Raw genomic sequence first — 25798 nt, 5'->3', positions numbered from 1 at the left:
CGTCGGCGCGGCCGCATTCGCCTCCAATGAATCTGAGGTCTTAGGTGATGTCTCGGGACACAAACAGGCCATTGGCCTGCGTGTCGGTGCGGACATTGTCGATGTTATGCCATGCGAATGCTCTTCGGCGGGACGCCGACGGAGCGCGTTCGATTGGCTCCGGACATCTCTGATGGGTGCCCTGAAGAGGAACAAGGCAGGCCACGAGGCAGCGCTTCTTGGATTTTGAATAAACACCATTCGATTAAAAACAAGGTGAATCCAATGAAATTCAGTAAGGGTATCGGTCATAACCTCCGGCGCTCGATGGCGTTATCGCTATTGGCATTGAATCCGTTATTCGCCGCCGGCGTCTGCGCCCAGGTGCACGTCGACAACCCCTTCGTGGGGGCAAGCGGTTATGTGAATCCCGATTACGCCAAGAAAGTCGATGCATCGATTGCGAAGGTCAAGGGGGTGCCGTTGAAGGCCAAGATGGGCGTGGTGAAGACCTTTCCCACTGCGGTCTGGCTGGATCGCATCGCCGCGATTTCCGGTGGGGCACAGAATGCTGGGCGGCTTGGGTTGAGGGGGCATCTGGATGCCGCGTTGGCGCAGAAAAAAGCCAATACGCCGATTACCGCCAGTTTCGTCATCTACGATCTGCCTGGCCGCGATTGTCACGCGTTGGCGTCCAATGGCGAATTGCCACTGACCCCGGCGGCGCTGGAGCGCTATAAGAAAGAATATATCGACGTCATTGCAGCGATCTTTGCGGATCCGAAATACAAGGATATCCGCATCGTCAATGTGATCGAGCCCGATAGCCTGCCAAACCTCGTCACCAACTTGAATGACATGCGATGCGCGCTGGCCAATTCCACGGGAATTTACGAGGAGGGCATCAAGTACGCGCTCAATAAGCTGCATGCCATTCCCAATACCTACAACTACCTGGATATCGGTCACTCCGGTTGGTTGGGCTGGGATAGCAATCGCGGCCCGTCGATTTCGCTGTATACGCGCGTTGTCCAGGAAACAAACGCGGGTCTGGCAAGCGTTGACGGCTTCGTCACCAACACCGCCAATACCACGCCGTTGAACGAACCCAATCTGCCCAATCCCGAGTTGAGCGTGAGCGGGCAGCCGATCAAGTCGTCGAAATACTACGAATGGAATCCCTATTTCGACGAGACCGATTTTACCCAGGCCCTCTACAGCGGGTTCGTCAGCGCGGGCTGGCCCAGCACGATCGGCTTTATCATCGATACCGGCCGTAACGGATGGGGCGGGCCAAATCGTCCGGCCGGCGCGTCCGGCAGCGACATCAATACCTACGTCAATAGCGGCCGCATCGACCGTCGCCTGCATCGTGGCAACTGGTGCAATCAGAGCGGGGCAGGGATTGGTGCGCTCCCCACCGCAGCACCGGGTCCGCATCTGGATGCGTATGCGTGGGTCAAGCCGCCGGGCGAGTCCGATGGCTCCAGCACCCTCATTTCCAATAACGAGGGCAAGGGCTTCGATCGGATGTGCGATCCGACCTACACCACGGCCGATGGCGTGTTGACCGGCGCACTGGCCGGCGCGCCGATCTCCGGAGCCTGGTTCCATAACCAGTTCGTCGAGCTGGTGAATAACGCGTACCCGGCGATCGCAACCGCCAGCACCGCGGTCGCCGCCCCCGCAACGATCGCGGCGCCGAGCGCAACACGCGGTCTCACTGCCACGGTCGGCGATCGCCAGGTCAGGCTGAGCTGGTCGCCGGTAGCGGGAGCAACCAGCTACACGGTGCAGCGTCGTGCAGGTGCCGCAGCTGCGTTTACGACGGTTGGTTCCAACGTCGCAACGGCGTCGTATGTCGATCGGTCCGTCAGCAATGGTGCGGACTACGACTATGTGGTCACGGCAAACAGCGGTGCCGGGACCAGCGCGTCATCGGCCGTGGTGCGTGCCAAGCCGGTCAAGTGATGCCGTCGTATGGACACCGGTGACGCCGGTGTCCATCCGTCGTGGTCGGCGCATGTGGCCGCCACGACGGCATTGCGGCGATGACCGGTTGGTGTGTTGAGCCCATGGCGGCCAGCTGGCCGCCATGGGCGTTTGTCCGGAGCGCGAAGTTGTGTGCGTCAAAGCGCGCATTGCGGCAATGCGATTGCTACAGGGTGACGAATCTGTGCGCACACGCAATGTTCCCGGTTGATCGCTGGGCGTAGCTTGGCGTGGCGGGCGCGACCATGTCCGCTCGCATCACGCATAACCGCTTGTGCGAACGCCCATCAGGGCAACTCACCGCTCCCCAAACAGGATGTCGCTCATGAAGATGCTGTTCTCGCTGAAGAATCTGCTGGCCTCCAAGAAAAGTCTGAAGTCCTACTCCTGGTACATCTGGTACTGAGCACGCTGGCAAGCGCGGCAAAAACCGCCTTGCGTGTCGTGTGATGTTGGTTATGCCCGCCCGCGCGAGGCAGGCACCGCCGGACGCGGGCTTCAACAAGCGCAGAGCGATCCTCATGTCCCTATCCACCAGCGCTGATTTGGGCCGGGCGACGGTCTTTGCGCCGCGTTTGCAGGCGCTGCTGCGCGAGCACATGGGCAAGGACCTGTTTCGGCTGGATGGGGAGACCGTTGGCGTTGCCGGCTCCTCGGTGACGGATCGATTGCTCGCTGCACGTCCGGCAACCGAAGCCGAGCGGCCGACCTTCAAACCGCTACAGGGGCGATCGATTGCGCGCGCGCAGGCGTCCAAGCTGATGCAGGCAATCGGACGCGATGTGCGCGAGGCATTGAAGCGCTCCATCGCGGCGGACGTTGATCTATCCGGCCCTTGGCCGCATGTGGGGCACGTGTATTTGCGGGATCTGCTGCTGGGTGGCGACCCCCTGCGTTTACGCATGTTGATGGATCGCACCCTGGAGCTGACGCCCAAGCTGACTTGGGCACTTATCGCCGTCGGTGCATTGAGGCCGCTCGCGCTGCAAGCCAACGCGTCGGCACTTGCGACAGTGACCGCCGTCGCGGACGGTTACGATGCGCGGCGCTTTGCCATGGGGTTGTATCGACGAACTGCGGCGCCGGTGTGTTTCACCATCTCCACCCTGGTCGCAAACGCACTGTGGCTTGGATCGCCTTTCGATCCGGACATTTCCAGCCGCACTATCGTCTACGAGTCGCTGCGTCTGTTGCCGCCGTCCTGGAACATCTTGCGCAATGCATCGCCGGAGTATGCGCTGCTCGATGCCCGTATCGGCGCGCAGGACGATGTGTTGGTGTTGCCGCTGCTGAGCCATCGCGACCCCGCATTGTGGGAGGCGCCGGATGAATTTCGCCCACAGCGTTGGAACCAGCTGGATCCGGATCATCAGCCTGGCTATTTCCCGTTCGGTCACGCGTCAGAGCGCTGTTGGGGCAGGCACATGGTGATGCCCCTTGCGGAGCAGTTGCTGGACATCCTGCGCAGTCAGGGGTTGGTCGTCAGTCCGCGGCAGCGCCAGGCACAGGTTCCGCTGGCAGGTTTGCTCGGGGTATCTCGGGTCGACGTCGTGCGTGGCTAGGGCATGCGGCTCTTTGAGCGCGGATGCAGCGGCAACTGGGGTGCATCGGCGCAGCGAGACGACGCGAAGGACGTTGCTGCCAGATCGCAGACACACACGCTCCCAACTCCAGCCTCGAGCTATCTGCTGCACGCTCATGCCTCAACGCGTCAGTCCTCGGGCGGCCCGGCGGTCGAGCCGCGCTTGACCAGGGTGTACTTCATCACCTGATGCACGCCCTGCGCGGCATCCCCCTTGCGGCGTTGGCGAATCGCATCTGCCAGCAACGACACTGCCGCGCGTCCCATCGCCGTCACCGGTTGATGCACGGTGGTGAGTTCGGGCCAGATGGTGGTGGCGACCGGCGTGTCGTCGAAGCCGGCCACCGAGACATCTTCGGGCACGCGCAGGCCCAGTCCGTGTGCAACCGCAACCGCGGCCGCCGCCATGTCGTCGTTGCTGCAGAAAATGGCGGTCGGTGGTCTGGGTTGGGCCAGCAGGCTGCGCGCAGCGAGCAGCCCGGAGTGATAGGTGAACAGTCCCTCGGCGATCAGGTTCTCTGCAATCTCCACTCCCGCAGCCTGCAGGCTGTCGAGATAGCCGCTGGCGCGCAGCGCGCTCGGTGTGTGCTTGGGGTCGCCCTTGATCAGCGCGATGCGTCGGTGTCCGAGTTCGATCAGGTGCGCGACGATGGCGCGTGCGGCCTGGTAGTCATCGATGCGTACCGAGCTGATTTGCGCCATCGGTGCGCCGCTCGCCACCGCCACCACCGGGATGCCGCGCGCATCCAGTTCATTGATGGTCTGACGCGAATCGCACAACGGCGGCGGCAGGATCACGCCATCCACGCCGGCCGCCAGTAAGCGCTCGGTGGCTGCGCGCTGGCTGCGGATGGCGCCGCACTTTTCCACCAGCACCTGGCTGCCGTTGAGGCTGCTCTGTTCCAGCAGCCCAAGCATGAATTGATTGAGGTAGGCGGCGCTGGGGTTGCTGTACAACACGCCGATGCGCAGCAGGCCGCTGGTGCGCAGCGAGCGGCCGGCGAGATTGGGCCGGTAGCCCAAGGCTTGCACCGATGCTTCCACGCGCACCCGCATGTCCTGTCCGACATGCGGGTGCCGATTGATGACGCGCGAGGCGGTCATCGGCGAGACGCCGGCATGCTTGGCGACGTCCAGCAACGTGGCCGCGGTATTCGCACTGCGTTGCCGCTTGACCGCCATCGTATGTGCTCGTCCTGGAGTAAAAACGCGTTCGCAGCGCTGCGTTGCCAGATTACTCGTTCGGCGGTTGCACGGTCTTGGCACGGCTGCCGAAATCACCATCGGCTTCGGCCGCCAGATACGCAAATACCGTGTAGGCGGCAACATTCTGCGCGAGCGCCTTGGGGTCGATCTTGTCCAGCGTGTCATCGGCGGTGTGGTGCAGATCGAAGTAGTCGGTGCCGTCCTGCGCCAGCCACGCCCACGCGCCACCCTTGGCGGAAATCGGCCCAACATCGGGGCCGGGCCCGCCCTTGCTCGGCGCGTATTCGATGCCCAGCGGTGCCAGCACCTCGGCAATCTGCCTGGTTGCCGCGCGCGAGTCGTCCGGCGCTGCGGACCCGGTGTTGAACGCATAGATGCGCCCGGCACCGAAGTCGCTTTCTGCGCCAATCTGATGCAAGGCCATGTCCTTGGCATCCTTGCCATGTGCGGCCGCATAGGCCTTGCCGCCGTAGAGCCCTTGCTCTTCATTGGCGAAAGCCACCACACGGATCGTACGCTTGGGCGCCTGCTTGAGCTGGCCGATCAGATGCCCGGCGGCCATCGTGATGGCCACGCCCGCGCCATCGTCGATCGCACCGGTGCCCAGATCCCACGAATCCAGATGCCCGCCGATCACCACCACTTCCTTGGGCTTGCTGCGCCCGGTGATCTCGCCGATCACGTTGTACGAGGTCGCGGTGCCGTCCCAACCGCAATCCAGCGCCAACCGGATGCGCGTGGCGCCCAACGCGGCAAGACGTGCCAGCTGGTTGGCATCGGGCACCGACAACGCGGCGGCGGGTACCGGCGTCAGGCCTTCGTCGAACCGAGTGATGCCGGTATGCGGTACGCGATGCGAATCGGTGCCGGCCGAGCGCATCACAAAGCCGATCGCGCCCTTGCGGATCGCCTCGGACGGGCCCTTGCTGCGCACCGCGCCGCCGTTGCCGTAATCCTTGCCGTCGCGCGCCTTGACCATCTGGTAATCGACGAAGGCGATCTTGCCGGTGAGCGAGCCGGCAGGCGCGGCCTGCAGGGCGGCCAGGTTCTCGAAGCGCACCACCTCGCCTTCGACGCTGCCGCCCGGGCTGCCGCCCAAGGCGGTCACGGTCAACGGTTGCGCGTGCGCGCCAAGTACCGCGGCGTGTTCGCTACGACGTTCCCACTTGGGAAAGGTCACCGGCTCGGTCCACACCTTGTCGAAGCCCAGCGACTGGAATTTGGCTTTGGCCCAGGCCACTGCGCGCGGATCGGCGTCGCCACCGGCAATGCGCGGGCCCACTTCGGTGGTGAGCGATTCCACCACGGCAAAGCCGGTGGTGTCGGCCAGGGCCTGCTCGCGCAGCTGCGCGGCGGTGCGCAGCGCGCTATCGGCAAGGGTGGTCTGTGCAGCGAGCGCGGAGGAGGTGGCGAGCAGGGCGGAGATGGCAACGGCGAGGCGACGCATGCAGGGCGGCTCCAACGACAAGGGGGTCCCCGAGCTTATCAGCGCGAGGTCCCCCGTCTGCGTGCGAAAAGTCATCCCCATGCGCGAAGCGCGCAGTGGATGTGTCCGCTTACAGCGCGCCTGGCGGCTTGAGCGTGTCGTTCTTCAGCGAGTCGCGAATCTCGCGCAGCAACAGCACTTCTTCGCTGGGGCCCTTGGGCGCATCCGGCTTGCGATTGCTCAGACGGTTGATCAGCTTGACCACCAGGAAGATTGCGAAGGCGATGATCACGAACTGCACGACGGTATTGATGAAATCGCCGTAGCCGATCACCACGGCCGGAATTTCCTTGCCGGCGGCGTCGACCTCTGCAGGCTTGAGCACCCAGGCCAGTTTGGAAAAATCAACGTTGCCGATGGCCCAGCCGATCGGCGGCATGATGATCTTTTCCACCAGCGCGGTGACGATCTTGCCGAACGCCGCGCCGATGACCACACCGACCGCCAGGTCGATGACGTTGCCACGCATTGCGAATTGCTTGAATTCGCTGACCATTCCCATAGTGCACTCCAGCTGCGGACGCGGACCGACTGCCGCTGCGCCGATCGTAGCCCGGCCGATGTCAGCCGGCGATGATGCCGTGGCGCTCGGCCACGTTCTCCAGGCGCGCACTGAACCGATCGCCCGGCAGCAACGGGCCGACGCCGGCCGGTGTGCCCATGAAAATCAGGTCGCCCGCGCGCAATGCATACAGTTTGGAAAGCTCATGCAGGATTTCCGGCACGTTCCAGATCATCTGATCCAGCAGCGATTGCTGGCGCACCTGTCCGTTGATTTCCAGCGAGAGGTTCAGCGCATCCAGTGCACCCACTTCGCCGGCGTGCACCAGCTCGCTGATCGGTGCGGAGTGATCGAAGCCCTTGGCGATGTCCCACGGCAGGCCCTTGGCCTTGGCCGCAGCCTGCAGGTCGCGACGGGTCAGGTCCAGGCCCACGCCGTAGCCGTAGATCAGCCCTTCGGCTTGCTCCAGCGGCAACTCGCCGGCCGGCGCATCGCTGCCCAACGCCACTACCAGTTCCACTTCGTGATGCAGCTCGTTGGTGCCAGGCGGGTAGGGGATCTGGTCGCCGTGGCCGACCACGATCGCATCGGCAGGCTTCATGAAAAAGGTCGGCTGGCCACGCTCGGCCTTGGAGGCAGGCGCAGTGGCGCCCATCTCGCGCGCGTGATCGGCAAAGTTGCGGCCGACACAGTAGATGCGGTGCACCGGAAAGTTGCCGCCACCCACCACCGGAATGCGCGGAACATCGGCAGCGGGAATCACATCGTGGGTCATGCACGCATCCTCGGAACGGGACGGGTGAGTCTAGCCGCTTGGCCGTGTACGACGGAACCTTCGCTAGTGAAGTGTGCGGCAGCTCATTCGCTCGCACGGCAGGCAGGTCGACCGATCAGCCATCAAAACGCGAGTCGGCATGCCTGCAGACATGCCGATTCAAGGAGTCGACGATGTGGAACCCGGCGCGGGGCGCGTCGGGTGCGCGAGACGCTCAGTGCGACATCGGCAGCGCGGGCTTGCGCACCACGCGGTATTCGGCCTCGACCACACGCGCCTGCTGCGGCGTGCGGCGGTTCGACTTGCTCAACACTTTCCAGGCGACGCCGCCCAGAATCATCGCCGCGCCGACGAACACGCTGAAGAAGATCAGCACCGCAAGAATCGCCAGACCGGCGAGACCTGCGGCAACGCGCACCAACGGGTGACGCGGCTTGCGTGGCGCAAACAGGTGGTGAAGGTTGCCGAATTGGAAGATGCGTGCAGGCATGGCGGTGGGCTGCCGGGCAGGAAACAAGCGCGCAGTATCGTTGCGGTTTCATGTCATTGAGTGAAAACTTCGTTAATTCGAGCGCCGTTTTGTTAAATGCATCACGCTGTGTGTGCTGACCGGGGGCTGCCGCAGCCTCTGGATGAGCGGTGATTCCAGGTGATCTCGCACGCGGCGCCGGCAGCGACGCGGCGTCGCGCTACGCAGAGACGATGCCGGCACATGCCACAATCGGCGACCGTTCTTCGCAAGCGTTGCTCATGTCATCGTCCTCACCGACCGCGCTCGCCACCCTGGCGCAGATTCCCGATGCCGGATTTCTGGAAGTGGAAGCGACCTGGGACGACGGCCCGGAGTCGCTGGTGCTGTATCGCGATGGTGCGCAGGTACGCGCATGGTTGAACGTCTGCCCGCATGCCGGACGCAGGCTGGATTGGGCGCCCGGCCAGTTCCTCAAGACCAAGGACGGCCATCTGGTCTGCGCTGCGCACGGTGCCGCCTTCGAACTCGTTGCGGGCGAATGCATCGGTGGCCCGTGTCGCGGTCAATCGCTGGTGGCAGTGCCGGTACGCATCGACGGCGAGCACGTGGTGCTCGGCTAGAGGCCGATCACGTTTGCGCGCTGCAACCCGATGGCGAATGCAGTCCGGCGCTTGATGCGTGGAGATCGACGATGGAACGTCGCAGGCAGGTTGCTCCGTGCGCGTGAGCTGATGCGGTGACGGCGCATGCCGATCGAGCGCCAACCCGCAACTCACCAGCCTTCAGCGCGCCGCCCACCAGAACATCAGGTTGATCATCGACACCATCACCACGATGTAGATCAGCGACAGCGGTGCGCCCACGCGCCACAGCTCGCGCGGCTGATAGTTGGCCGGGCCGGCCACCATCGAGATCACCGGGTTGGAGGCGGTCATCAGATTGTTGGACGCCGACAGCGCCACGATCAGCGCGAACGCGGTCGGGTTGCCGTTGGCCGCCAGTGCCAGGTTGACTGCAATCGGCACCATCACGATGGTGGCGCCCACATGGCTGATCACCAGCGAAAACGCGGTGGTCAACAATGCCAGGCTGATTTCCAGCGCCCACACCGGAATGCCTTCGGGCAGGCGGTCGATGGTGTGGCCTGCCACCCAGGCCGCGGTGCCGCTGCTGTCCATCGCCCAGCCCAGCGGAATCAGCCCGGCCATCATGAAGATGGTCTTCCAGTTGATCGAGGCATAGGCCTCGTCCATGCGCAGCACGCCGCTGACCAGCATGCAGGCCACGCCGGTCATCAAGGTCAGCGCCACCGGCAGGCGCGAGGTCAATGCGATCAGGATGGTGAAGGCGAAGATCGCCATCGCGATCTTGAACTTGTGCGGGCGCTGCTCGCCCTTGGGGAAGTCGGTCACCGGCACGAAGTCGCGGCTTTCCGCTGCCTGCGCCAGGTCCTGCCAGATGCTATGGAACACCAGCATGTCGCCGGCGCGCAGCGGCACGTTGCGTACGTCTTCGCGGATCACCTGCTTGTCGCGGTTGATCGCCAGCAGGCTGATGCCGGCCTGCTTGCGCAGGCGCAGTTCGCCGGCGCTCTTGCCGATCAGCCGTGAGTTGGGCGGAATCACCGCTTCGGAAATGCCCGCAAGGCTGGGGTTGAACAGGTCGCCCAGGTTGCGCAGCCGCGAGGACATGCGCAGGAAGTGGTTCTGCGCAAAGTCTGTCACCTCCTGGCGCTTGCCCATCGCACCCAGCACGCTGCCGACCCAGATGCGCATGTCCGCCGGCGGTGCAAGGCGGGTGTCGTTGCCCGTCTTCAGGGCCAGCAATAGCGGCGCGTCGTGAATGGCTTCGGCTTCGCCCAGGGTCATGCCGACCAGCGGGCTCTCGGCGGTCACGGTGAGCTCGAACACATCGCCGTCGATGCCGTAGGTCTTGGCGAAATAGCTTTCGGTACGCGATGGCGTGACGCCTTCGTTGATCAGGCTTTCCTCTTCGATCAGCTTGCGGTCGCCGTAGAAGCGGAAGTACAGCAGTGCGGCGATCAGCAAGGCCACGCCGATCGGCAGCGGCGCGAACATCGTCAACGGCTCGATGCTGGCCATGCCCGAGGGCAGGTTGTTGTTGGCCGACACCAGCAGGTCGTTGAGCAGGATCAGCGGCGAATTGCCCACCATGGTGAGCGCGCCGCCCATCACGATGGCCGCGGCGATCGGCAACAACATGCGCTGCAGGGTGAGCCCGGTGCGCGCGGCCAGCCGCGAGGCGACCGGCAGGTACAAGGCCATCACCGACGGGTTTTGCATGAACGAGGAGTTCAAGCCGGAGATGGCCAGCGTCATCATCATCAGGCGTTGCTCGCTGCCGTGCGAACGCCGCAGCAGCCAGGTGGCCAGGCGGTTCAACGCACCTGTGCGCTCCAGCCCCGCACCCAGGATGGTGGTGGCGATGATGCTCATCACCGCGTTACCGGAAAAACCACCAAACAGTTCTTCCGGCGCCACCAGGCCGGTGACACCCAGCACCACCAGCACGATCAAGGCCACCACATCGGCGCGGATGCGCTCGAACAGGAACATCGCCATCGTGAAACCGACCAGCCCGAGGACGAGCTTCATATCGTTGGTCAGCGTCAGCGCGGTATCCATTGGGGGCCGGGAATGGGGAGTCGGGAATAGGGAATTGGCAGAGCGGGAAAGCGCTGACGTTGTGAGTTATCTGGGGGGCGCCGCCGTTTGCTCCTGCGATTCCCGATTCCCGACTCCCCATTCCCGGTCGTACAGCAGATCCCACACGCCGTGGCCGAGTTTCTGGCCGCGGGTTTCGAAGTGGGTCTGCGGGCGCCAGGCGGGGCGTTCGACGTGACCGCGCGCACCGGCGCGATTGACCAGGCCCGGTGTGGCGTCGAGCACGTCCCACATCTGTTCGGCGTAATCGGCCCAGTCGGTGGCCGCGTGCAGGCGGCCGCCATTGCGCAGCTTGCGCACCACCAGCGCCGCAAACGCCGGCTGGATCAGCCGGCGCTTGTTGTGGCGCTTCTTGTGCCACGGATCGGGGAAGTAGATACGCACTTCGTCCAGCGCACCATCGGCGATCTCGTGTTCGAGTACTTCCACCGCATCGTGGTGATACAGGCGCACATGCGTGCTGCCATCATCGTCCAGCGCATTGAGCAGGCGACCGACGCCGGGTGCATGTACCTCGATGCCGATGTAGTCGCGGCTGGGGTCCTGCTGCGCGGCAAAGCGCAGCGCGGCGCCATTGCCGAAGCCGATTTCCAGCACCTTGGGCGCGTTGCGCCCGAATGCGGCATCCAGATCGCGCGGCGCGCCGGTGTAATCCAGCCCGAACCGCGGCCACAGCTCGTCGAAGGCGCGCTGTTGCGCGGGGGTGAAACGGCCCTGGCGCAACACGAAGCTGCGCACCTGGCGCCGCCCCTCTTCGATGGTGAAGGGTTTGGGCGGCATCTTGGCGCCGTCGCTGGTGAAAGGATCGGTCATGAGTCAAGTCGCATCAGAAAACAAAGCCCCTCTCCCTTTGGGGGAGGGGTTGGGGTGAGGGTACGGGGTGAAGAGGCACTCGCAGCAACGCGCGATCTAGCAACGGCAACATCCTGCACGCCACACGGCCCATCATTGCGCATCGACCGCACTGTCAACGCAGCATATCCACTCATCCAATCACGCCATCCACCGGACTCGACGCCGACGCATACCGCTTGCGTGGAATCCGCCCGGCCAGAAACGCCTCACGCCCCGCCTCGATCGCCTTGCGCATCGCGCTGGCCATCAGGATCGGATCGCGCGCGCCGGCAATGGCGGTATTCATCAACACGCCGTCGCAGCCCAGCTCCATCGCAATCGCAGCGTCCGATGCCGTGCCCACGCCGGCATCGACAATGATCGGCACCTTGGCGTTCTCGATGATTTCCAGCAGGTTGTACTTGTTCTGGATACCCAGGCCCGAGCCGATCGGCGCGGCCAGCGGCATCACCGCCACGCAGCCGATCTCTTCCAGGCGCTTGGCCAGGATCGGATCGTCGGAGGTATAGACCATGACGTCGAAGCCATCGGCCACCAGTTGTTCGGCGGCCTTGAGCGTCTGCACCACGTCCGGGTACAGCGTGCGCTCATCGCCGAGCACTTCCAGCTTGGTCAGGTTGTGGCCGTCCAGCAGTTCGCGCGCCAGCCGGCAGGTGCGCACCGCGTCCTCGGCGGTGTAGCAGCCGGCGGTGTTGGGTAGCAGCGTGTAGCGATCCGGCGGCAGCACATCGAGCAGGCTGGGCGCGTTCGGGTCCTGGCCGATGTTCACGCGGCGGATCGCCACGGTCACGATTTCGGCGGCAGCGGCCTCGGTGGCCAGGCGGGTTTCGTCCAGATCCTTGAACTTGCCGGTGCCTGTGAGCAGGCGCGAACGGTAGCGTTTGCCGGCGATCAGCAACGCATCGGAGGGGATGGGAGTCGTCATGGGGCAATTATCACTCATCATGCGCAAGCACGCCGGCTAGCACGTGCGCGAGTTGTCAGGCTCAAGCGACATCGACGGTGCAGGAACACACAAGCTCGACGTAACTGCCGGCGCTCCCCGCGGTTGCGGCCCAGACGTTCGTAAGCCCCTGCATCGGCACGAACAGAACAAGGTCCGCCGCGCTGATATCGGGCGCCAGTGTCCCGAAGGCGCTCTCACGGATCGACGGGTACACCCTGTCGAGAAACTGCACGACCCCCGCCTGGGCATTCGGCGCAGCGAGCTGCGTCGAGAACCAGCTGCGTTCGTGGCGGACGGTGAGCGTGAACAGTGGCATTGCGAAAGTGTCCAATCCGGCGGTCAACCGCCGCCGAGCGCGTGCACGATCTCCACCACATCGCCCTCGCACAACGCATGCTCGGCATGCCGCCCGCGTGACACGATTTCGCCGTTGACCTCCACTGCCACACGTCGCTGTGCCAGCCCTTCCTGTTCGAGCAGGGCCGCCAGCGGCAGGTTGTCGGGAAGCGTGCGCGGGCTGCCGTTGAGTTGAATGTTCATGTCATCATTGTTGCATCGCGCGCCGCCCGGGCGCGCGTTTTTGCGTTATGCGGCGGTGCAGCGTGAGCGCGGGCGGCGAGGGTGAAACCATTGCCATTCGCCGGCGTACGTATGCAGCCCGGTCCGGTCCCATCCACTTCAAGCAGGCACTCCCATGGCTTCAACATTTCGCCCGATCCGCTCCCTGATGGCAGTTGCCATCGCCATCGCGGCCGCACCGGCCATGGCCGAGTCGGCCTTCGACCAGACCGTCTTCTTCGGCGACAGCCTCACCGACAGCGGCTACTACAACCCGCTGCTGCCGGCTGCCTCGCGCGCAGTCACCGGCAAGTTCACCACCAATCCGGGTTGGGTGTGGGCCGAATATGTCGGCGACCACTTCGGCACCAACGCCGCGCCCAACGGCAATGGCCAGACCGGCGACAACTACGCCGCTGGCGGCGCGCGCATCCAGGCCAGCTCGGTCAGCGCACTGGGCGCCGCACCGTCGGTGACCAGCCAGATCAACACCTACCTCACCGCCAATGGCGGCCGCGCCAACCCGAACGCGCTCTACACCGTGTGGGGTGGTGCCAACGACCTGCTCGCCGCAGCCACCGTGCCGGCACAGGCGCAGGCCATCATCGGCAGCGCGGTCACCGCCCAGGTCGGTGCGGTCGGCGCATTGCAGGCTGCCGGCGCGCGCTACGTGATGGTGCCGACCATTCCGGACGTGGGCATCACCCCGCGCTTCCGTGCCGGCGGTGCTGCTGCGATGGCGCAGGGCACTGCAGCGGCCACCGCCTACAACACCGCCTTGTTCAACGGCTTGCGTTCGGCCGGGCTGCGCGTGATCCCGGTGGACACCTTCCACATCCTGCAGGAAGTGGTTGCCGATCCGGGTACCTACGGCTTCAGCAACGTCACCAGCACCGCCTGCAACCCGGCGGTGCCGCTGCCGGCGTGCAACCCGACCAGCCTGGTCGCGGCCAACGCGCAGAACACCTATGTGTTCGCCGACGGCATCCACCCCACCACCGCCACCCACCAGATCCTGGGCCAGTACGCCATCTCGCTGCTGGAAGCGCCGCGTCTGCAGCAGGTGCTGACGCATTCGGCGCAGGCGATCGGCCGCGCGCGCGCCGACCAGGTGGCCTGGCATCTGGACGGCAAGCCGGACGCCGATGGCCTGCGTTGGTGGGGCAGCGTGCGTGGCGACATGCAGCGTTACGACCACGCCGATCTGTACGACGGCATGGCCCCGGCCGGCCTGTTCGGTGTGGACTGGACTGCGGGCGACCTGGTGTTCGGCGGCTTTGCCGGCTTCGGCAGCATGGACGCCGACTTCGGCAACCGTAACGGCAGCTTCAAGCAGGACGACACCACGCTGGGCGGCTTCTTCGGCTGGTACACCGGCCCGGTCTGGGTCAACGCGCAGGTCAGCTACAGCTGGCTGAGCTACGACGTCGACCGCGAAGTGCAGCTCGGGCCGGCCACCCGCGTGCACAGCGGCTCGCCGGACGGCAGCAACCTCACCGCCGCGGTCAACGCCGGCTATTCGCTGGGCGAAGGCAACGTCAAGTACGGCCCGGTGGTCGGCCTGACCTGGCAGAAGCTCAAGCTCGACGGCTACACCGAGAGCAACGAAAGCTCCACCGCATTGGGCTATGCCGATCAGGACATCGACTCGATGGTCGGCCGCATCGGCTTCCAGGTGCGCCTGGACGGTGCTGCGGTCAAGCCGTACCTGCAGGCGACCTACGACCACGAGTTCAAGGATGGCACCGAAGCCAGCGCCTGGTTGCAGTCGATGCCGGACGTGGGCATGTACACCGTCCCGGGCCAGAACTTCGACCGCAACTACGCCACCGTGGTGCTGGGGGCGCGCACCGGCCTGTGGGGTCTGCAGAGCAATGTGGGCCTGAGCACCACCACCGCCCAGCGCAGCGCCCGCGATGCCACCTTGTTCGTGAACTTCAGCGGCAACTTCTGATCGCGCCGAGTGACTTTGCAGGAATTGGTTAACACACGAGGGCCGGGCAACCGGCCCTCGTCACGTCTGCGCATTGCGCCCGATACCTGCACCCGCCTACACTCTCCCCACGCCGCGCGGGCGTAGCTCAATGGTAGAGCTGTAGCTTCCCAAGCTACTGACGTGGGTTCGATTCCCATCGCCCGCTCCATGGCCGCAACGGCCTGGGCGCGTCGAGGCGGCCACGCCGCTCGCAGCGTCATCCTTGCTGTCTTTGCCAGCCTGCTCGTTTGCGGGGCAATGTCAGGCGCTGGCTCGCTCTATCGACCCGCGTCGCTCAATTCTGATCGCAGGGAGGCATCAGGGCGTGTTTGCACCTTCATCGGATGCGATAGCGGGTCAAACGGCAATCGCCATCTGGTTTGTCGCCTTTTCACTGGTGGCAATGATGCTGGTTCGACATGCGTCGGGGCGTGCCTCGATGGTCATCAGACAGTGTGCGATGGCGAGTGTGGCCGTTGGACTGCCGCTGGCAGCGTGGTTGCCTTCCTCGGCGTACGTGCTGAAGTTCGCGGTGATGCTTGCGTTGTCGCTGTGCACGGTTGTTGTGGGCGTCGCGCGCGGGCCACGGCGATGGATGTGGTTCGGTCTAGTTGCGGCAGCATTGGCCTACGGTGCCGTTGCATTTCAATACGTGCTGATGGAGATCGCCAGATAGGTGCATGGCGCTACGCCGATGTGCTGCCGCGGAAGCGTTGGCGATAGGGGCGCCGTACGAGGCCGGTTTTGTTGCCGTTCGGGATCGCCGGTCTAGCGTTCGCAACGCACGGATGTCCGTGCAGTCCGGATGCTGTCATGTCTGTCGTTCGCCATCGGCTGCCCTCAATTATCGTTGCGCTGGGTTCCATCGTTTGTGCGGGGCCGGTCGTCGCCGCCTGCCAGCCCGGGCCGTTTGCTGTCTCGCTGCCTGCACAGCGGCTCGACGAGCGTTTGCAGCAGCTGGCCCACGTAACCGGATGCGCGGTGGAAGTGGATCCATCGCTTCTGCAGGGCAGGCGCGCCGCTGCATTGGTTGGGTCCTTCAGCGCCGATCAGGCCTTCATTCAATCGGTGCGTGGCAGTGGCCTCGAAGCCGGACCGGCCGATGACCATTGGCGCGTCAATCAGGCGCAGCAACTGTATTTTGCCGAGCGCGTGGAGACCTTGCGCAGTGCGATTGCGGATGCGCGCAAGAGCAAATCGATGACGCCCGTACGCGCGAAAAAACTGACCGCTTACCTGTCGAAGGTTGCTGCGGACGTTCCCAGGCTTGTGCGCGAGCAAGGCTTTCTCAGTGCAGCAGAGCGGGCGTCTTACGGGCGCATGTTGAAGGATGTGGAGCAGTCGTTGGTGCGGTGATGCGTTGCAACGACGCTGCGGGATGTCGCGGGTTCCACAAGGCCGGTTCGCCGCATTGCACGTGCTGCAGGCGCGGTCTCGGATATCACGATGGCAGATACAGGCTGATTTGATTCTGCAGCGGCTAACAAACGTGGCGAGTGGTTGTCAGGTGGGTGTGGGGTGGCGCGCTCAGAACCCGAATGCACTAGCAGTACTGCCGTGCGAGCACCGGCCGCGCCCGCGCGCCAGCCGTGCGGTGAGCACAGCCGTGCTGTTAGCCCCTTTTATGCGCGGCGATCAGGTCGGTGCCTCCTGCCGGGACGATTCGACCGGTGTCGGCGGCCTTGCGCGATGCGGCAATCCCAAGCTGGTCTCTATCGCTGCGATGGGTGCTGCCAATGACATCGATTGCAGGCGCTTACTCACTGTAAAAGTGCGCCACAGCTTCGGCTTTTTCTTCCTCAGGGTCAGGAACCTCCTGATTGAGAACGCTTCGCATGTCCACCATAGTGACTGCATCATTGAGCGGACACCATGACCACTACTCACTCCCAGCTGATCGGTGCGTTGATGAAAGGCATGCGCCGTGCAGAGTCGGCGCGCGCGGCCTCCATTGCCTATCGCACCGGGCCGGCGGATCAGGCGAGTACGTGCGGCACGCCGGACGACGCCGGTAAGGTGCTTGAGATGTTCAGGCTCGACGCCGATCAGATTCGCCAGATCGGCCTGGTCGGGGTGGAGGAGCTCGGCGAGGCGGTCTGTCACGCGTGGTCGATCAACGCCGGACAGCTGGACCGGGTGGTGCAGTGGTTCACCGCGCCCAGGGTCGAATTTGTCGGCAAACACTGCAGCGAGCTGATCCGGGCAGGGCGCATTGGGCCGGTGCTGACCATGGCCCGCGAGCACGCCTTGCTGCGTCATCGCTGAGCGCCAGCAGACCCGGCGCGGCCTGGACGCTTTACGCTAGCCGGCGCAGGGGCAATACTCGCTGACCCGCCCAAACCTCAGTTTCGTCAATGCGCCAGGTTCCGCCCGCTTCACCCTCTGCCGCCGCCAAAGCCCAACTGCTGGAAGAGTTGCGCAAGCTCGAGCAGGAAGAGGCGCAGCTCAAGTATGCCCAGACCCTGGAAGCCTTCGACCAGGTCGTCGAGGTGCTCACCCAGTTCGGTAGCCGCTTCAACGCGAAGCAGAAATCCCAGATCGCCTCGCTCGCCATGACCGGCAAGTCCAAGGGCCCGCTGTCGTCCACCGGCGAGGTGGTTGCCAAATACTGGCTTCCGCATTCCGGCGAAACCTGGTCCGGCCGTGGCCGCACGCCGCGTGCATTCAAGGCCTGGGAAGGCACCAGCTCTTATAAGGAATGGAAGTCCAAGCATCCGGACAAGCGTTTCCCGCTCTATCCAGGGTGAGTTGTCGCCGGTTTGGCGTGCTCGTGGGTTCTTGGATCCGGGTCGAGTCGGTTAGCCGCGTGATCACTTGATGCCGTATGCAGCGTTTCGCCGTGCGCGTTCGTCCGGTTGTACGTTCGTCATCACGGCCACAGACAATGCATGGAAGCGAACGGATCGTGATGCGCATCGTCCTGGCGGGAGCCGGTGACGGATTCAAGCTGCAGGCGCAACATGGCCAGTGTGAAGGCATTACGCCCAGTTGTTGATCGCCAATCGTCAGTCGCCAGACGTGTCGATCCGCTTCCCGTCGCGTTGCTCGCATGTCTGGCGGCAGCGGGAGATATGTAGACTCTAACGAATTCGGCCATAGCCTGGCTGACGCATTCGCGAAGAAAACTGTCGCAGTTGTATTTGGGAATTGATGTTGGTGCTGTCAATGCGGGAGTTGCACCGCATCTGATAACCGCATCTCGCACGCTGTCGCTCCGCGAGCATCCCGGCGCGCATTAAAAAGCTCGCTGTCCACCATGCTGGTGGCAGCGAGCCTGTCGACCGTTCAAGCGTTACTGATCGCTCTTGCACTCGAAGACCGACACGCTGCGTGGCGGTGCCAGGAATTCGCTGGCGCCCGCCGGCATCATGTCCACTTCCAGCGCTTCATCAGTCGATAGCACTAGCTTCCAATGCACCGGCTCATCGGTGGCGGGCAGGGTGAAGGTCACGCCCTCGTGATAGGCGTTGATGACGATCAGCAAGGTGTCGTCGTTGGCCAGTTCCTTGACGCCCGAGGTTTGCGCCTTGCCTTCGAGCAGCAGGCCAATCGAGCGCGCACCGGCATCGGTCCAATGCGCATCGTCCATCTCGGTGCCACCGGGATTGAGCCAGGTGAGATCGCGCAGGCCGGCTTCTTCGTTGTATTGCCCATTGAGGAAGCGGCCACGCGACAGAATCGGGTAGCGCTTGCGCAGCGCGGTCAATGCCTTGACGAATTGGGTGAGCCGGCCATCGGTCGGGTCGTTTTCCCAATCCAGCCAGGTGATTTCGTTGTCCTGGCAATAGGTGTTGTTGTTGCCGCCCTGGGACTGTGCGCGCTCATCGCCGCTGAGCATCATCGGCGTGCCCTGCGACAGCAGCAGCGTCGCAAGCAGATTCTTCATTTGCCGCTCGCGAATTTGCAGGATGTCGGCGTTGTCGGTCTCGCCTTCTTCGCCGTAATTGCAGGAGCCGTCGTTGGACGATCCGTCGCGGTTGTCTTCGCCGTTGTCGCTGTTGTGCTTTTCGTTGTAGCTCACCAGATCGCGCAGGGTAAAACCGTCATGCGCGGTGATGAAGTTGACCGAGGCCCAAGGACGGCGGCCGCGGCGATCGAACAGATCGGCCGAGCCGGTGAAGCGAGTCGCGAACTCGGCCAGCTTGCCATCCTCGCCCTTCCAGAACTCGCGCGCATTGTCGCGGAACTTGTCGTTCCACTCCGACCAGCCCGGCGGGAAATGACCCACCTGGTAGCCGCCCGGGCCGCAATCCCAAGGTTCGGCGATGAGTTTGACTTCCGACAGCAGCGGGTCCTGATTGCAGGCGTCCAGAAAACCGCCGCGCTGGTCGAAACCGCTCGGCTCACGCCCCAGGATGGTGGCCAGATCGAAGCGGAAACCGTCCACGTGCATTTCGCCGGCCCAATAGCGCAGCGAATCGTTGACGAACTGGATCACCCGCGAATTGCTCAGATTGAGCGTGTTGCCGGTGCCGGTGTCGTTGATGTAATAGCGCTTGTCTTCGGCAAGCCGGTAATAACTGGCGTTGTCGATGCCCTTGAACGACAGGGTTGGCCCCAATTCGCTGCCTTCGGCGGTGTGGTTGTAGACCACGTCCAGGATCACTTCCAGGCCCTGCTTGTGCATGGCCTTGACCATGTCGCGGAACTCGTCGCGGTGGCCGCTGGACAGATAGCGCGACTTCAGCGCAAAAAAGCCGATGGTGTTGTAGCCCCAGTAATTGCGCAGCCCCTTGTCCAGCAAATGCTGATCATCCAGATACGCGTGTACCGGCAAGAGCTCGACGGCAGTGATGCCCAGGTCCTTGATGTATTGCAGTACCTGCGGTTGGGCCAGACCTGCGAAGGTGCCGCGCACGGCCTCAGGCACCTGCGCATGACGCATGGTGTAGCCGCGCACGTGGGTTTCGTAGATGACCGTTTCGTTCCACGGCTTGAGCAGGCGCGCATCGTCGCCCCAATCGTAGGTGTCTTCGACCACCACGCATTTGGGCATGAATGGCGCGCTGTCGCGCTCATCGAAGCTCAGGTCGCCGTCCGGATGGCCGACGGTGTAGCCATAGAGCTCGTCGGCCCAGATCAGATCGCCTTCGAGCTCGCGTGCGTACGGGTCCAGCAACAGCTTGTTGTGATTGAAGCGGTGACCTTCGGTCGGCGCATACGGTCCATGCACGCGGTAACCATAGCGCTGCCCCGGCTTGGCATCGGGCAGATAGCCATGCCAGATTTCATTGGTGTACTCGGGCAGGTCCACGCGTGTTTCGTTGCCCTGTTCGTCGAACAGGCACAGTTCCACACGGGTGGCATGCGCGGAAAACAGCGCAAAATTTGTGCCCTTGCCATCGAAGACGGCGCCGCGGGGGAACGGACGCCCCTGGCGGATGCGGGAGGGATTGGCATAGGCCGCGCTTGCTGGACGTCGCATTGAGAGTCTCGGGTGCGCCGGCATGCCGGCATTGAGGGGGCTCAAGCATTGCGGTTTCCGCTGTGCAAGACGCGTCACGGCAACACGGGTGCGGTGTGAGGGCGCAAGGTCGAGGCATGGCGCGAGGCAGCTGCGATGACATGGCACAACTGCGGCGTTCGCTTGTCGCGGCCGCAGCGTTCGCCGCTCATGACTGATTACTGCGGTGACCTGCCTTCGGTCCGAGCCTTGGCTGCATGACAACGCGTGTTGGCGCATGCAACGCAGCTGCCGATTGCTTGAGGGCCGCGGGTACGCCCTGCTAGCATCGAACCGGTTGGGGCAGCGCAGCCTTGCGTCGTTGCAACACATGCCGGGGCGCCATCGCCTCTCCATCCTCGGGGCCGTCGCATACCAGTTCCATCGTCGCGAGCAGGGTCCAGCGCGCCCGCACGCGCGGTCGGCCGGCAGGCGTACGGACTTGGGTCACCTCGTCATCAGACTTCGACCATGTCCAGGCCGCGCCGTGTTCCTGCTGCGATGAAAATCGCCATTCTTTCGCGCAACAGCAAGCTGTATTCGACCCGGCGGCTCATCGAGGCCGGGCGCAAGCGTGGCCATACCGTGCGCATCCTCGACCCGTTGCGTTGCTACATGCGCATCGCCGCCGACGGCTTCAGCCTGCACTACAAGGGCAAGCCGATCACCGGCTTCGATGCGGTGATTCCACGCATCGGCGCCTCGGTGACCCGCTATGCCACCGCGGTGCTGCGCCAGCTCGAGTTCATGGGCACCTACACGCCCAATCCCTCCGATGCCATCCTGCGTTCGCGCGACAAGCTGCGTGCGCATCAACTGCTGGCCGCGCAGGGCATCGACATGCCGGTCACCGTGTTCGGCGACAACCCGGACGACACCCAGGACCTGCTCTCCATGCTCGGCCCGCCACCGCATGTGGTGAAGTTGAACGAGGGTGCCCAGGGCGCCGGGGTGATCCTGACCGAGAAGGCCAGCGCCTCGCGTGGGGTGGTCGAAGCGCTGCGCGGGCTCTATGCCAATTTCATCGTGCAGGAGTTCATCGGCGAGGCCGAAGGCGCCGACCTGCGCTGCTTCGTGGTCGGGGACCGCGTCGTCGCAGCGATGCGCCGTCAGGCGGCCGAGGGCGACTTCCGCTCCAACCTGCATCTTGGCGGCACCGCTGCGGTGGCCCAGGCTACCGAGCAGGAGCAGCAGGTGGCGGTGCGATCGGCGCGCGCGCTGGGCCTGGCGGTCGCCGGCGTCGACCTCATCCGATCCAAGCGCGGGCCGCTGGTACTGGAGGTCAATTCGACCCCTGGCCTGGAAGGCGTGGAAGGCGTCTGCGGCGTCGATGTGGCCGCCAGCATCATTCAGCATCTGGAGCAATCGGCCCGTTGATCGGTAGCAGACTGTTTTTAGCGGAAAATTAACGAAAATATAATCCTTTGATCGCTAGCCTCTGTCGACCGTAGCTCCGCTCTCGGCAGTGACGGTGATCGGGATGAACTTTTGGCCCAAGTGCGGTGTCGCACTTGGGCCTTTTTATGGACGGCTTGCCGGTATTGAGGTTCACGTCTACATTCAGCTACCAACCACCGATGGAACGACGCGTAAAGCCATGAAAGGACTACTGCTGATATTGCTGTGCGCAGCGCTGCCTGCCTTTGCCGCCGACAAGAAGGCTGTGGATGTGGAGGCTTCCCGCCCATTTGCCGAGCAGGCCGAACAGGTGCGTGTAGACCTGAGGAGCGGCGATAAGTATTCGGAGATCGGTACCGAGGATCGCAGCAGGGTGCTGTCGGCCCTGCAGCGTATAGAAACGGCACTTCAGTCCCGGCCTGCTCCAGGGGAACTCACGCCTGAGTCAAAGATGGCGGTGTTCAATGATCAAGCCATGGTCAACGCACTGTTGAGCAAGGCAGGCGAAGAGAGCCGGATGATCTGTCAGCGTGTGCGTGCAGTGGGCTCCAATCTTTCCACGACGCAATGCATGACGGCGGCCGAACGGCGCCGACTCCGAGAAAGCAACAAAGACGAATTGACGCGGATGCAACGGCAAACTGTCCAGAGGCAGCCGGGTACGTGACCCAACAACGAGGTTCCAGTGCGAATTCTAGTAATTGAAGACAACAGCGATATCGCCGCCAATCTGGGCGACTATCTTGAAGACCGTGGCCACACTGTGGATTTCGCCGCCGATGGCGTCACTGGCCTGCATCTGGCGGTGGTGCACGAGTTCGACGCCATCGTGCTCGATCTCAACCTGCCCGGCATGGACGGCATCGAGGTCTGTCGCAAGCTGCGCAACGAAGCGCGCAAGCAGACGCCGGTGCTGATGCTGACCGCGCGCGATTCGCTGGACAACAAGCTGGCCGGTTTCGACTCCGGTGCCGACGACTACCTGATCAAGCCGTTCGCGCTGCAGGAAGTGGAAGTGCGCCTCAACGCGCTGTCGCGTCGTGGCAAGGGCGTGCACACCCGCGTGCTGGAAACCGGCGACCTGGAATACAACCTGGATACGCTGGAGGTGCGCCGCCGCGGCAAGCTGCTGCAGCTCAACCCGACCGCGCTGAAGATCCTGCAGGCGTTGATGGAGGCATCGCCGGCCGTGGTTACCCGCCAGGAGCTGGAAACCCGCGTCTGGGGCGAAGAATTGCCCGATTCGGATTCGCTGCGCGTGCATATCCACGGTCTGCGCGCGGTGGTCGACAAGCCTTTCGACGTGCCGATGATCCAGACCCGTCACGGCATTGGCTACCGCATCGCCTCGCCCGATGCCTGAGAGTGCCATTGGCCTGCGGCCCGCGCGCAAGCGCGGCCGCTACCGGCGGCGCCTGCGCAGCCGCATCATTCTGTCGTTCGTGCTGTTGGGGTTCTGCCTGACCACGCTGTTCGCCTTCGCCACCAACTGGGCGCGTGCGCGCGTGGAAAACCAGCTGGTCGAAGACGTAATGAACCGCAATATCGACGCCTTCGCGCAGCGGTTCTATTCCGACCCGCTGCGTAACCCGGATTTGCCGGTGCAGCAGATGCGCGGGCGCGTGGTCAAAAGCGACAAGTTCGATGCGCTGCGGCTGGAGCAGCCGGAGTGGTATCAACTGCCCGACGGCATCCATACCATCTCCGGCGTGGACGACGGCGGCAACGCGTATTCGTACAAACTGGCGGTGCGCAAGACACCGAGCGAGTGGTTCTTCCTCGCCTACGACATGACCCAGACCCTCAAGGGCGAGATCCAGCTCAAGCGCACGCTGATGCTCTCGGTGCTGGTGTTCAGCGGCTTCTCGTTGTTGATCGGCTGGTGGTCCGCATCCAAGGTGATGCGCCCGGTGTCGGACCTGGCCGCGCGCCTGCGTGCCTACCGCGGCGGCACCAGCGAACCCAAGCCGCTGGCCGCGCACTTCCCGGATGACGAAGTGGGCCAGCTTGCCGAGGCGCTGGACGATTACTCGGCCCGCCTCACCGAAGTGGTGCAGCGCGACCGCGAGTTCAACGCCGACGTCAGCCACGAATTGCGCACCCCGCTGGCGGTGATCCGTGGCGCCACCGAACTGCTGCTCACCAAGCCCAACCTGGACGAGAAGATGCTGCAACGCCTGCAGCGTATCCAGCGCGCCGAGCAACAATGCAGTGACCTGATCGGCTCGTTGCTGCTGCTCTCGCGCAACGAGCGCGGGCAAGGCAGCAGCAATGTCGCCAAGGTGGCCGAACAGCTGATCGACGCGCACCGCGCCCAGCTCGGCGGCAAACCGCTGGAGCTGCTGCTGGAAGGCGAGCGCGACCTGGTCATCGATGCGCCCGAATCCGCCTTGTCGGTGGCGCTGGGCAACCTGATCGGCAATGCGGTCAAGTACACCCAGGACGGCCAGGTGCGCGTGCGCGTGCGCGGCGACTGCGTGGAAGTGATCGACTCCGGCCCCGGCCTGAGCGAAGAGGATGCCGCCAAACTGTTCCAGCGCGGCTACCGCGGCACCCACGCCGGCCACTCGCAGGGCGGCGGCATCGGCCTGTCGATCGTCAGCCGCCTCTGCGACCTATACGGCTGGCGCGTCAGCGTACGCCCGGGCCAGCAACGCGGCGTCATAGCAACACTGGCATTCCACCGCTAACCAACTACGCTCGTTTCTGTAGGAGCGCACTCGTGCGCGAGGGCGTTACACATATCGTCCTCCCCACTGAGGGCCTCCAAACAACAACCGCACCCAAAACCCAGCTCAGCGCTCCACCACCGTCACCACCAACTCGCCCTCGCGCGCAGTGATCTGCAGCTTGCACCCAACCGCAAACCCCAACTGCTCCAGCCACAGCCCGCGCAAGCACACGCTGGGAATCCGCTGGCTATGCGGCCGGCCGGGTTCTGCATCGTAGAACGCATAACCTACCGTGCAGCGCGTTGGCGTGCGCGCCTTGCGCGGTGGACGCGGCGGCAGATCGTCCACGCGAGGCCTGTGGCGACGGTCGACGTCCAGGTTGTCCACATCGAACGTGGGCGAGGGCACCAGCCGCATGGGCTGCGTGTCCTTTGCCGGCGTGGTCGACCGCTTTGCGGTAGCGGCGCGCTTGGCATTTGATTTGGACCGCTTGGCGGTTGGAGACTGCGCCCGGCTCATCGCCTCACCTCCGCCAGCACCACCGAGCGACGACGCCCACCAGCCAATATCGATGCATCTGTCATGACAACGCCTCCTTCGAAAAATAGGCACCGTCGCCGGCCGGCGACGGGATGTCGGGAGGTTAGAAACCGCTCATAGCCGGCGGGCGTATTCCTCCAGAAGGAGTGTTGTATTAGCCGCCCTCCCGACGCAGGCATCGCGTCGGCTTGCGCCTTCGAACAGGCACAAAAAACCCACCAGTTTGACGGAGGTGGGTACCGCTATGAGAGGAGTTTCTACGCTCCTTGAGGCAGAGGTTGCTACTGGTCGATTGGGATGTCAACTGCCCCCGAATAAAGATTTCAGTAGTGTGAGTGCCATCGCTAGAAATTTACGCGTAACTCCGGAATTAAGAGTGATTCGGTTTCTTTGCGAGGAATGTTTTAGTCAGAATCGCTAATTAACCTTGACCTCTGGTGTTCTGCGACGAGTTGATTTTATTTATGGCATTTTCTATTGCGGTGATTGCTGGCTTGACGCTAGGGTGAGATTGAACCCATAAATCCCCGAGATATTGACGCACGTTCAATTGTGCCAACTCCTCAAGCAATTTACCTGATGTCTCTGCTTGTAAGAGTTTGTGTGCCGCTCCCATTACATTCTCTGTAATCTCGGCATTGCCGCAGCCGAGCTCATCCCCCCATTCTTTTTGAATGGAGGATATTAGTTTTCCAATGGCGCGGGCAGCCTCACTTCTATTTTTCTTCATTTT

27 protein-coding genes, 1 tRNA gene and 1 other RNA gene are annotated in these 25798 nt (G+C 63.7%); 15 read left to right on the top strand and 14 right to left on the bottom strand.

Annotated elements, in window-relative coordinates; all coding sequences use genetic code 11:
- Nucleotides 1-306 precede the first annotated feature (306 nt).
- The 3 genes from VZ068_RS16235 (at nucleotide 307) to VZ068_RS16225 (ending at nucleotide 3533) form a co-directional block, all read left to right on the top strand.
- Nucleotides 307-1950 (top strand): glycoside hydrolase family 6 protein, encoded by a 1644-nt coding sequence (locus VZ068_RS16235; RefSeq protein WP_349657732.1) that lies wholly within the window; start codon nucleotides 307-309, stop codon nucleotides 1948-1950.
- 337 nt (nucleotides 1951-2287) lie between these two features.
- Nucleotides 2288-2377: a tryptorubin family RiPP precursor gene (locus VZ068_RS16230; RefSeq protein WP_016851134.1), complete on the top strand. Its 90-nt coding sequence runs from the start codon at nucleotides 2288-2290 to the stop codon at nucleotides 2375-2377.
- Between the two features lie 115 nt (nucleotides 2378-2492).
- Nucleotides 2493-3533, top strand: a complete 1041-nt coding sequence (locus VZ068_RS16225; protein ID WP_349655872.1) for a cytochrome P450 — start codon at nucleotides 2493-2495, stop codon at nucleotides 3531-3533.
- A 149-nt stretch (nucleotides 3534-3682) separates the two neighbouring features.
- Here VZ068_RS16225 and VZ068_RS16220 read toward each other — a convergent pair whose 3' ends face one another.
- From VZ068_RS16220 to VZ068_RS16200, 5 genes are all read right to left on the bottom strand, one after another.
- Entirely contained in the window at nucleotides 3683-4735 is a 1053-nt protein-coding gene (locus VZ068_RS16220; protein ID WP_259162425.1) for a LacI family DNA-binding transcriptional regulator, read from the bottom strand.
- 52 nt (nucleotides 4736-4787) lie between these two features.
- Complete coding sequence (locus VZ068_RS16215; protein WP_259162418.1) at nucleotides 4788-6206, bottom strand: M28 family peptidase; 1419 nt, start codon at nucleotides 6204-6206, stop codon at nucleotides 4788-4790.
- Nucleotides 6207-6315: 109 nt separating this feature from the next.
- On the bottom strand, nucleotides 6316-6747 hold the full coding sequence (gene mscL / locus VZ068_RS16210) for a large-conductance mechanosensitive channel protein MscL (RefSeq protein WP_259156027.1): 432 nt from the start codon (nucleotides 6745-6747) through the stop codon (nucleotides 6316-6318).
- Nucleotides 6748-6808: 61 nt separating this feature from the next.
- Complete coding sequence (locus VZ068_RS16205; protein ID WP_349655871.1) at nucleotides 6809-7522, bottom strand: fumarylacetoacetate hydrolase family protein; 714 nt, start codon at nucleotides 7520-7522, stop codon at nucleotides 6809-6811.
- Between the two features lie 214 nt (nucleotides 7523-7736).
- Nucleotides 7737-8012 carry a hypothetical protein gene (locus tag VZ068_RS16200; protein ID WP_259156025.1) on the bottom strand — a complete coding sequence of 92 codons (276 nt, stop codon included), beginning with the start codon at nucleotides 8010-8012 and terminating at the stop codon, nucleotides 7737-7739.
- A 260-nt stretch (nucleotides 8013-8272) separates the two neighbouring features.
- Here VZ068_RS16200 and VZ068_RS16195 point away from each other — a divergent pair, with 260 nt between their 5' ends.
- Nucleotides 8273-8614, top strand: a complete 342-nt coding sequence (locus tag VZ068_RS16195; protein ID WP_349655870.1) for a Rieske (2Fe-2S) protein — start codon at nucleotides 8273-8275, stop codon at nucleotides 8612-8614.
- A gap of 162 nt (nucleotides 8615-8776) precedes the next feature.
- On the opposite strand, the gene VZ068_RS16190 is transcribed toward VZ068_RS16195, so the two are convergent.
- The 5 genes from VZ068_RS16190 to thiS all read right to left on the bottom strand — a co-directional run bounded on the left by VZ068_RS16190 (nucleotide 8777) and on the right by thiS (nucleotide 13019).
- Entirely contained in the window at nucleotides 8777-10639 is a 1863-nt protein-coding gene (locus tag VZ068_RS16190) for an SLC13 family permease (protein ID WP_259156023.1), read from the bottom strand.
- Nucleotides 10640-10705: 66 nt separating this feature from the next.
- A complete protein-coding gene (gene trmB / locus VZ068_RS16185) occupies nucleotides 10706-11491 on the bottom strand; it encodes a tRNA (guanosine(46)-N7)-methyltransferase TrmB (RefSeq protein ID WP_349655869.1) in 786 nt (261 codons plus the stop codon).
- A gap of 172 nt (nucleotides 11492-11663) precedes the next feature.
- Nucleotides 11664-12458, bottom strand: coding sequence for a thiazole synthase (locus tag VZ068_RS16180; RefSeq protein WP_259156020.1), 795 nt, complete (start codon nucleotides 12456-12458; stop codon nucleotides 11664-11666).
- Nucleotides 12459-12519: 61 nt separating this feature from the next.
- On the bottom strand, nucleotides 12520-12795 hold the full coding sequence (locus VZ068_RS16175) for a hypothetical protein (protein WP_349655868.1): 276 nt from the start codon (nucleotides 12793-12795) through the stop codon (nucleotides 12520-12522).
- 23 nt (nucleotides 12796-12818) lie between these two features.
- Nucleotides 12819-13019: a sulfur carrier protein ThiS gene (gene thiS, locus VZ068_RS16170; RefSeq protein ID WP_104612060.1), complete on the bottom strand. Its 201-nt coding sequence runs from the start codon at nucleotides 13017-13019 to the stop codon at nucleotides 12819-12821.
- A gap of 187 nt (nucleotides 13020-13206) precedes the next feature.
- On the opposite strand from thiS, the gene VZ068_RS16165 reads away from it, so the two are divergent.
- From VZ068_RS16165 to VZ068_RS16150, 4 genes are all read left to right on the top strand, one after another.
- Entirely contained in the window at nucleotides 13207-14991 is a 1785-nt protein-coding gene (locus tag VZ068_RS16165; RefSeq protein ID WP_349657731.1) for an autotransporter domain-containing protein, read from the top strand.
- A 116-nt stretch (nucleotides 14992-15107) separates the two neighbouring features.
- Nucleotides 15108-15181: transfer RNA gene (locus VZ068_RS16160), tRNA-Gly, on the top strand.
- Nucleotides 15182-15337: 156 nt separating this feature from the next.
- A complete protein-coding gene (locus VZ068_RS16155) occupies nucleotides 15338-15688 on the top strand; it encodes a hypothetical protein (RefSeq protein ID WP_349655867.1) in 351 nt (116 codons plus the stop codon).
- Between the two features lie 137 nt (nucleotides 15689-15825).
- Entirely contained in the window at nucleotides 15826-16368 is a 543-nt protein-coding gene (locus tag VZ068_RS16150; RefSeq protein WP_349655866.1) for an STN domain-containing protein, read from the top strand.
- A 122-nt stretch (nucleotides 16369-16490) separates the two neighbouring features.
- Here the strand turns inward: VZ068_RS16150 and VZ068_RS16145 are convergent.
- A non-coding RNA gene (locus VZ068_RS16145) (sX9 sRNA) lies at nucleotides 16491-16566 on the bottom strand.
- Nucleotides 16567-16606: 40 nt separating this feature from the next.
- Between VZ068_RS16145 and VZ068_RS16140 the strand changes: the two genes are divergently transcribed.
- The 3 genes from VZ068_RS16140 (at nucleotide 16607) to VZ068_RS16130 (ending at nucleotide 17759) form a co-directional block, all read left to right on the top strand.
- The gene (locus VZ068_RS16140; RefSeq protein ID WP_349655865.1) at nucleotides 16607-16888 is read left to right on the top strand and encodes a hypothetical protein; all 282 of its coding nucleotides are present in this window, start codon (nucleotides 16607-16609) and stop codon (nucleotides 16886-16888) included.
- Entirely contained in the window at nucleotides 16885-17277 is a 393-nt protein-coding gene (locus VZ068_RS16135) for a hypothetical protein (protein ID WP_259152421.1), read from the top strand. Before VZ068_RS16140 ends, VZ068_RS16135 begins: the two co-directional genes overlap by 4 nt.
- A gap of 89 nt (nucleotides 17278-17366) precedes the next feature.
- Nucleotides 17367-17759 carry an H-NS family nucleoid-associated regulatory protein gene (locus VZ068_RS16130; RefSeq protein ID WP_104612064.1) on the top strand — a complete coding sequence of 131 codons (393 nt, stop codon included), beginning with the start codon at nucleotides 17367-17369 and terminating at the stop codon, nucleotides 17757-17759.
- Nucleotides 17760-18304: 545 nt separating this feature from the next.
- On the opposite strand, the gene glgX is transcribed toward VZ068_RS16130, so the two are convergent.
- Complete coding sequence (gene glgX / locus VZ068_RS16125) at nucleotides 18305-20437, bottom strand: glycogen debranching protein GlgX (RefSeq protein ID WP_349655864.1); 2133 nt, start codon at nucleotides 20435-20437, stop codon at nucleotides 18305-18307.
- 489 nt (nucleotides 20438-20926) lie between these two features.
- On the opposite strand from glgX, the gene rimK reads away from it, so the two are divergent.
- The 4 genes from rimK to VZ068_RS16105 all read left to right on the top strand — a co-directional run bounded on the left by rimK (nucleotide 20927) and on the right by VZ068_RS16105 (nucleotide 24543).
- Complete coding sequence (gene rimK / locus VZ068_RS16120; protein ID WP_259162393.1) at nucleotides 20927-21832, top strand: 30S ribosomal protein S6--L-glutamate ligase; 906 nt, start codon at nucleotides 20927-20929, stop codon at nucleotides 21830-21832.
- Nucleotides 21833-21935: 103 nt separating this feature from the next.
- Nucleotides 21936-22520 carry a hypothetical protein gene (locus VZ068_RS16115; RefSeq protein WP_349655863.1) on the top strand — a complete coding sequence of 195 codons (585 nt, stop codon included), beginning with the start codon at nucleotides 21936-21938 and terminating at the stop codon, nucleotides 22518-22520.
- A gap of 18 nt (nucleotides 22521-22538) precedes the next feature.
- Nucleotides 22539-23216, top strand: coding sequence for a response regulator transcription factor (locus VZ068_RS16110; RefSeq protein WP_003490678.1), 678 nt, complete (start codon nucleotides 22539-22541; stop codon nucleotides 23214-23216).
- Nucleotides 23209-24543, top strand: a complete 1335-nt coding sequence (locus tag VZ068_RS16105; RefSeq protein ID WP_259152370.1) for a HAMP domain-containing sensor histidine kinase — start codon at nucleotides 23209-23211, stop codon at nucleotides 24541-24543. The genes VZ068_RS16110 and VZ068_RS16105 overlap by 8 nt, the downstream gene beginning before the upstream one ends.
- A gap of 105 nt (nucleotides 24544-24648) precedes the next feature.
- On the opposite strand, the gene VZ068_RS16100 is transcribed toward VZ068_RS16105, so the two are convergent.
- Together VZ068_RS16100 and VZ068_RS16095 are read right to left on the bottom strand one after the other, a co-directional pair.
- Nucleotides 24649-25044, bottom strand: a complete 396-nt coding sequence (locus tag VZ068_RS16100; protein WP_349655862.1) for a SymE family type I addiction module toxin — start codon at nucleotides 25042-25044, stop codon at nucleotides 24649-24651.
- Between the two features lie 442 nt (nucleotides 25045-25486).
- Nucleotides 25487-25795, bottom strand: a complete 309-nt coding sequence (locus VZ068_RS16095; protein ID WP_259162381.1) for a hypothetical protein — start codon at nucleotides 25793-25795, stop codon at nucleotides 25487-25489.
- Nucleotides 25796-25798 lie beyond the last annotated feature (3 nt).

Source organism: Xanthomonas sp. 10-10, from assembly GCF_040182365.1.
Lineage (GTDB): Bacteria > Pseudomonadota > Gammaproteobacteria > Xanthomonadales > Xanthomonadaceae > Xanthomonas > Xanthomonas arboricola_F.
This window is presented reverse-complemented; position numbering and strand designations above follow the sequence as displayed.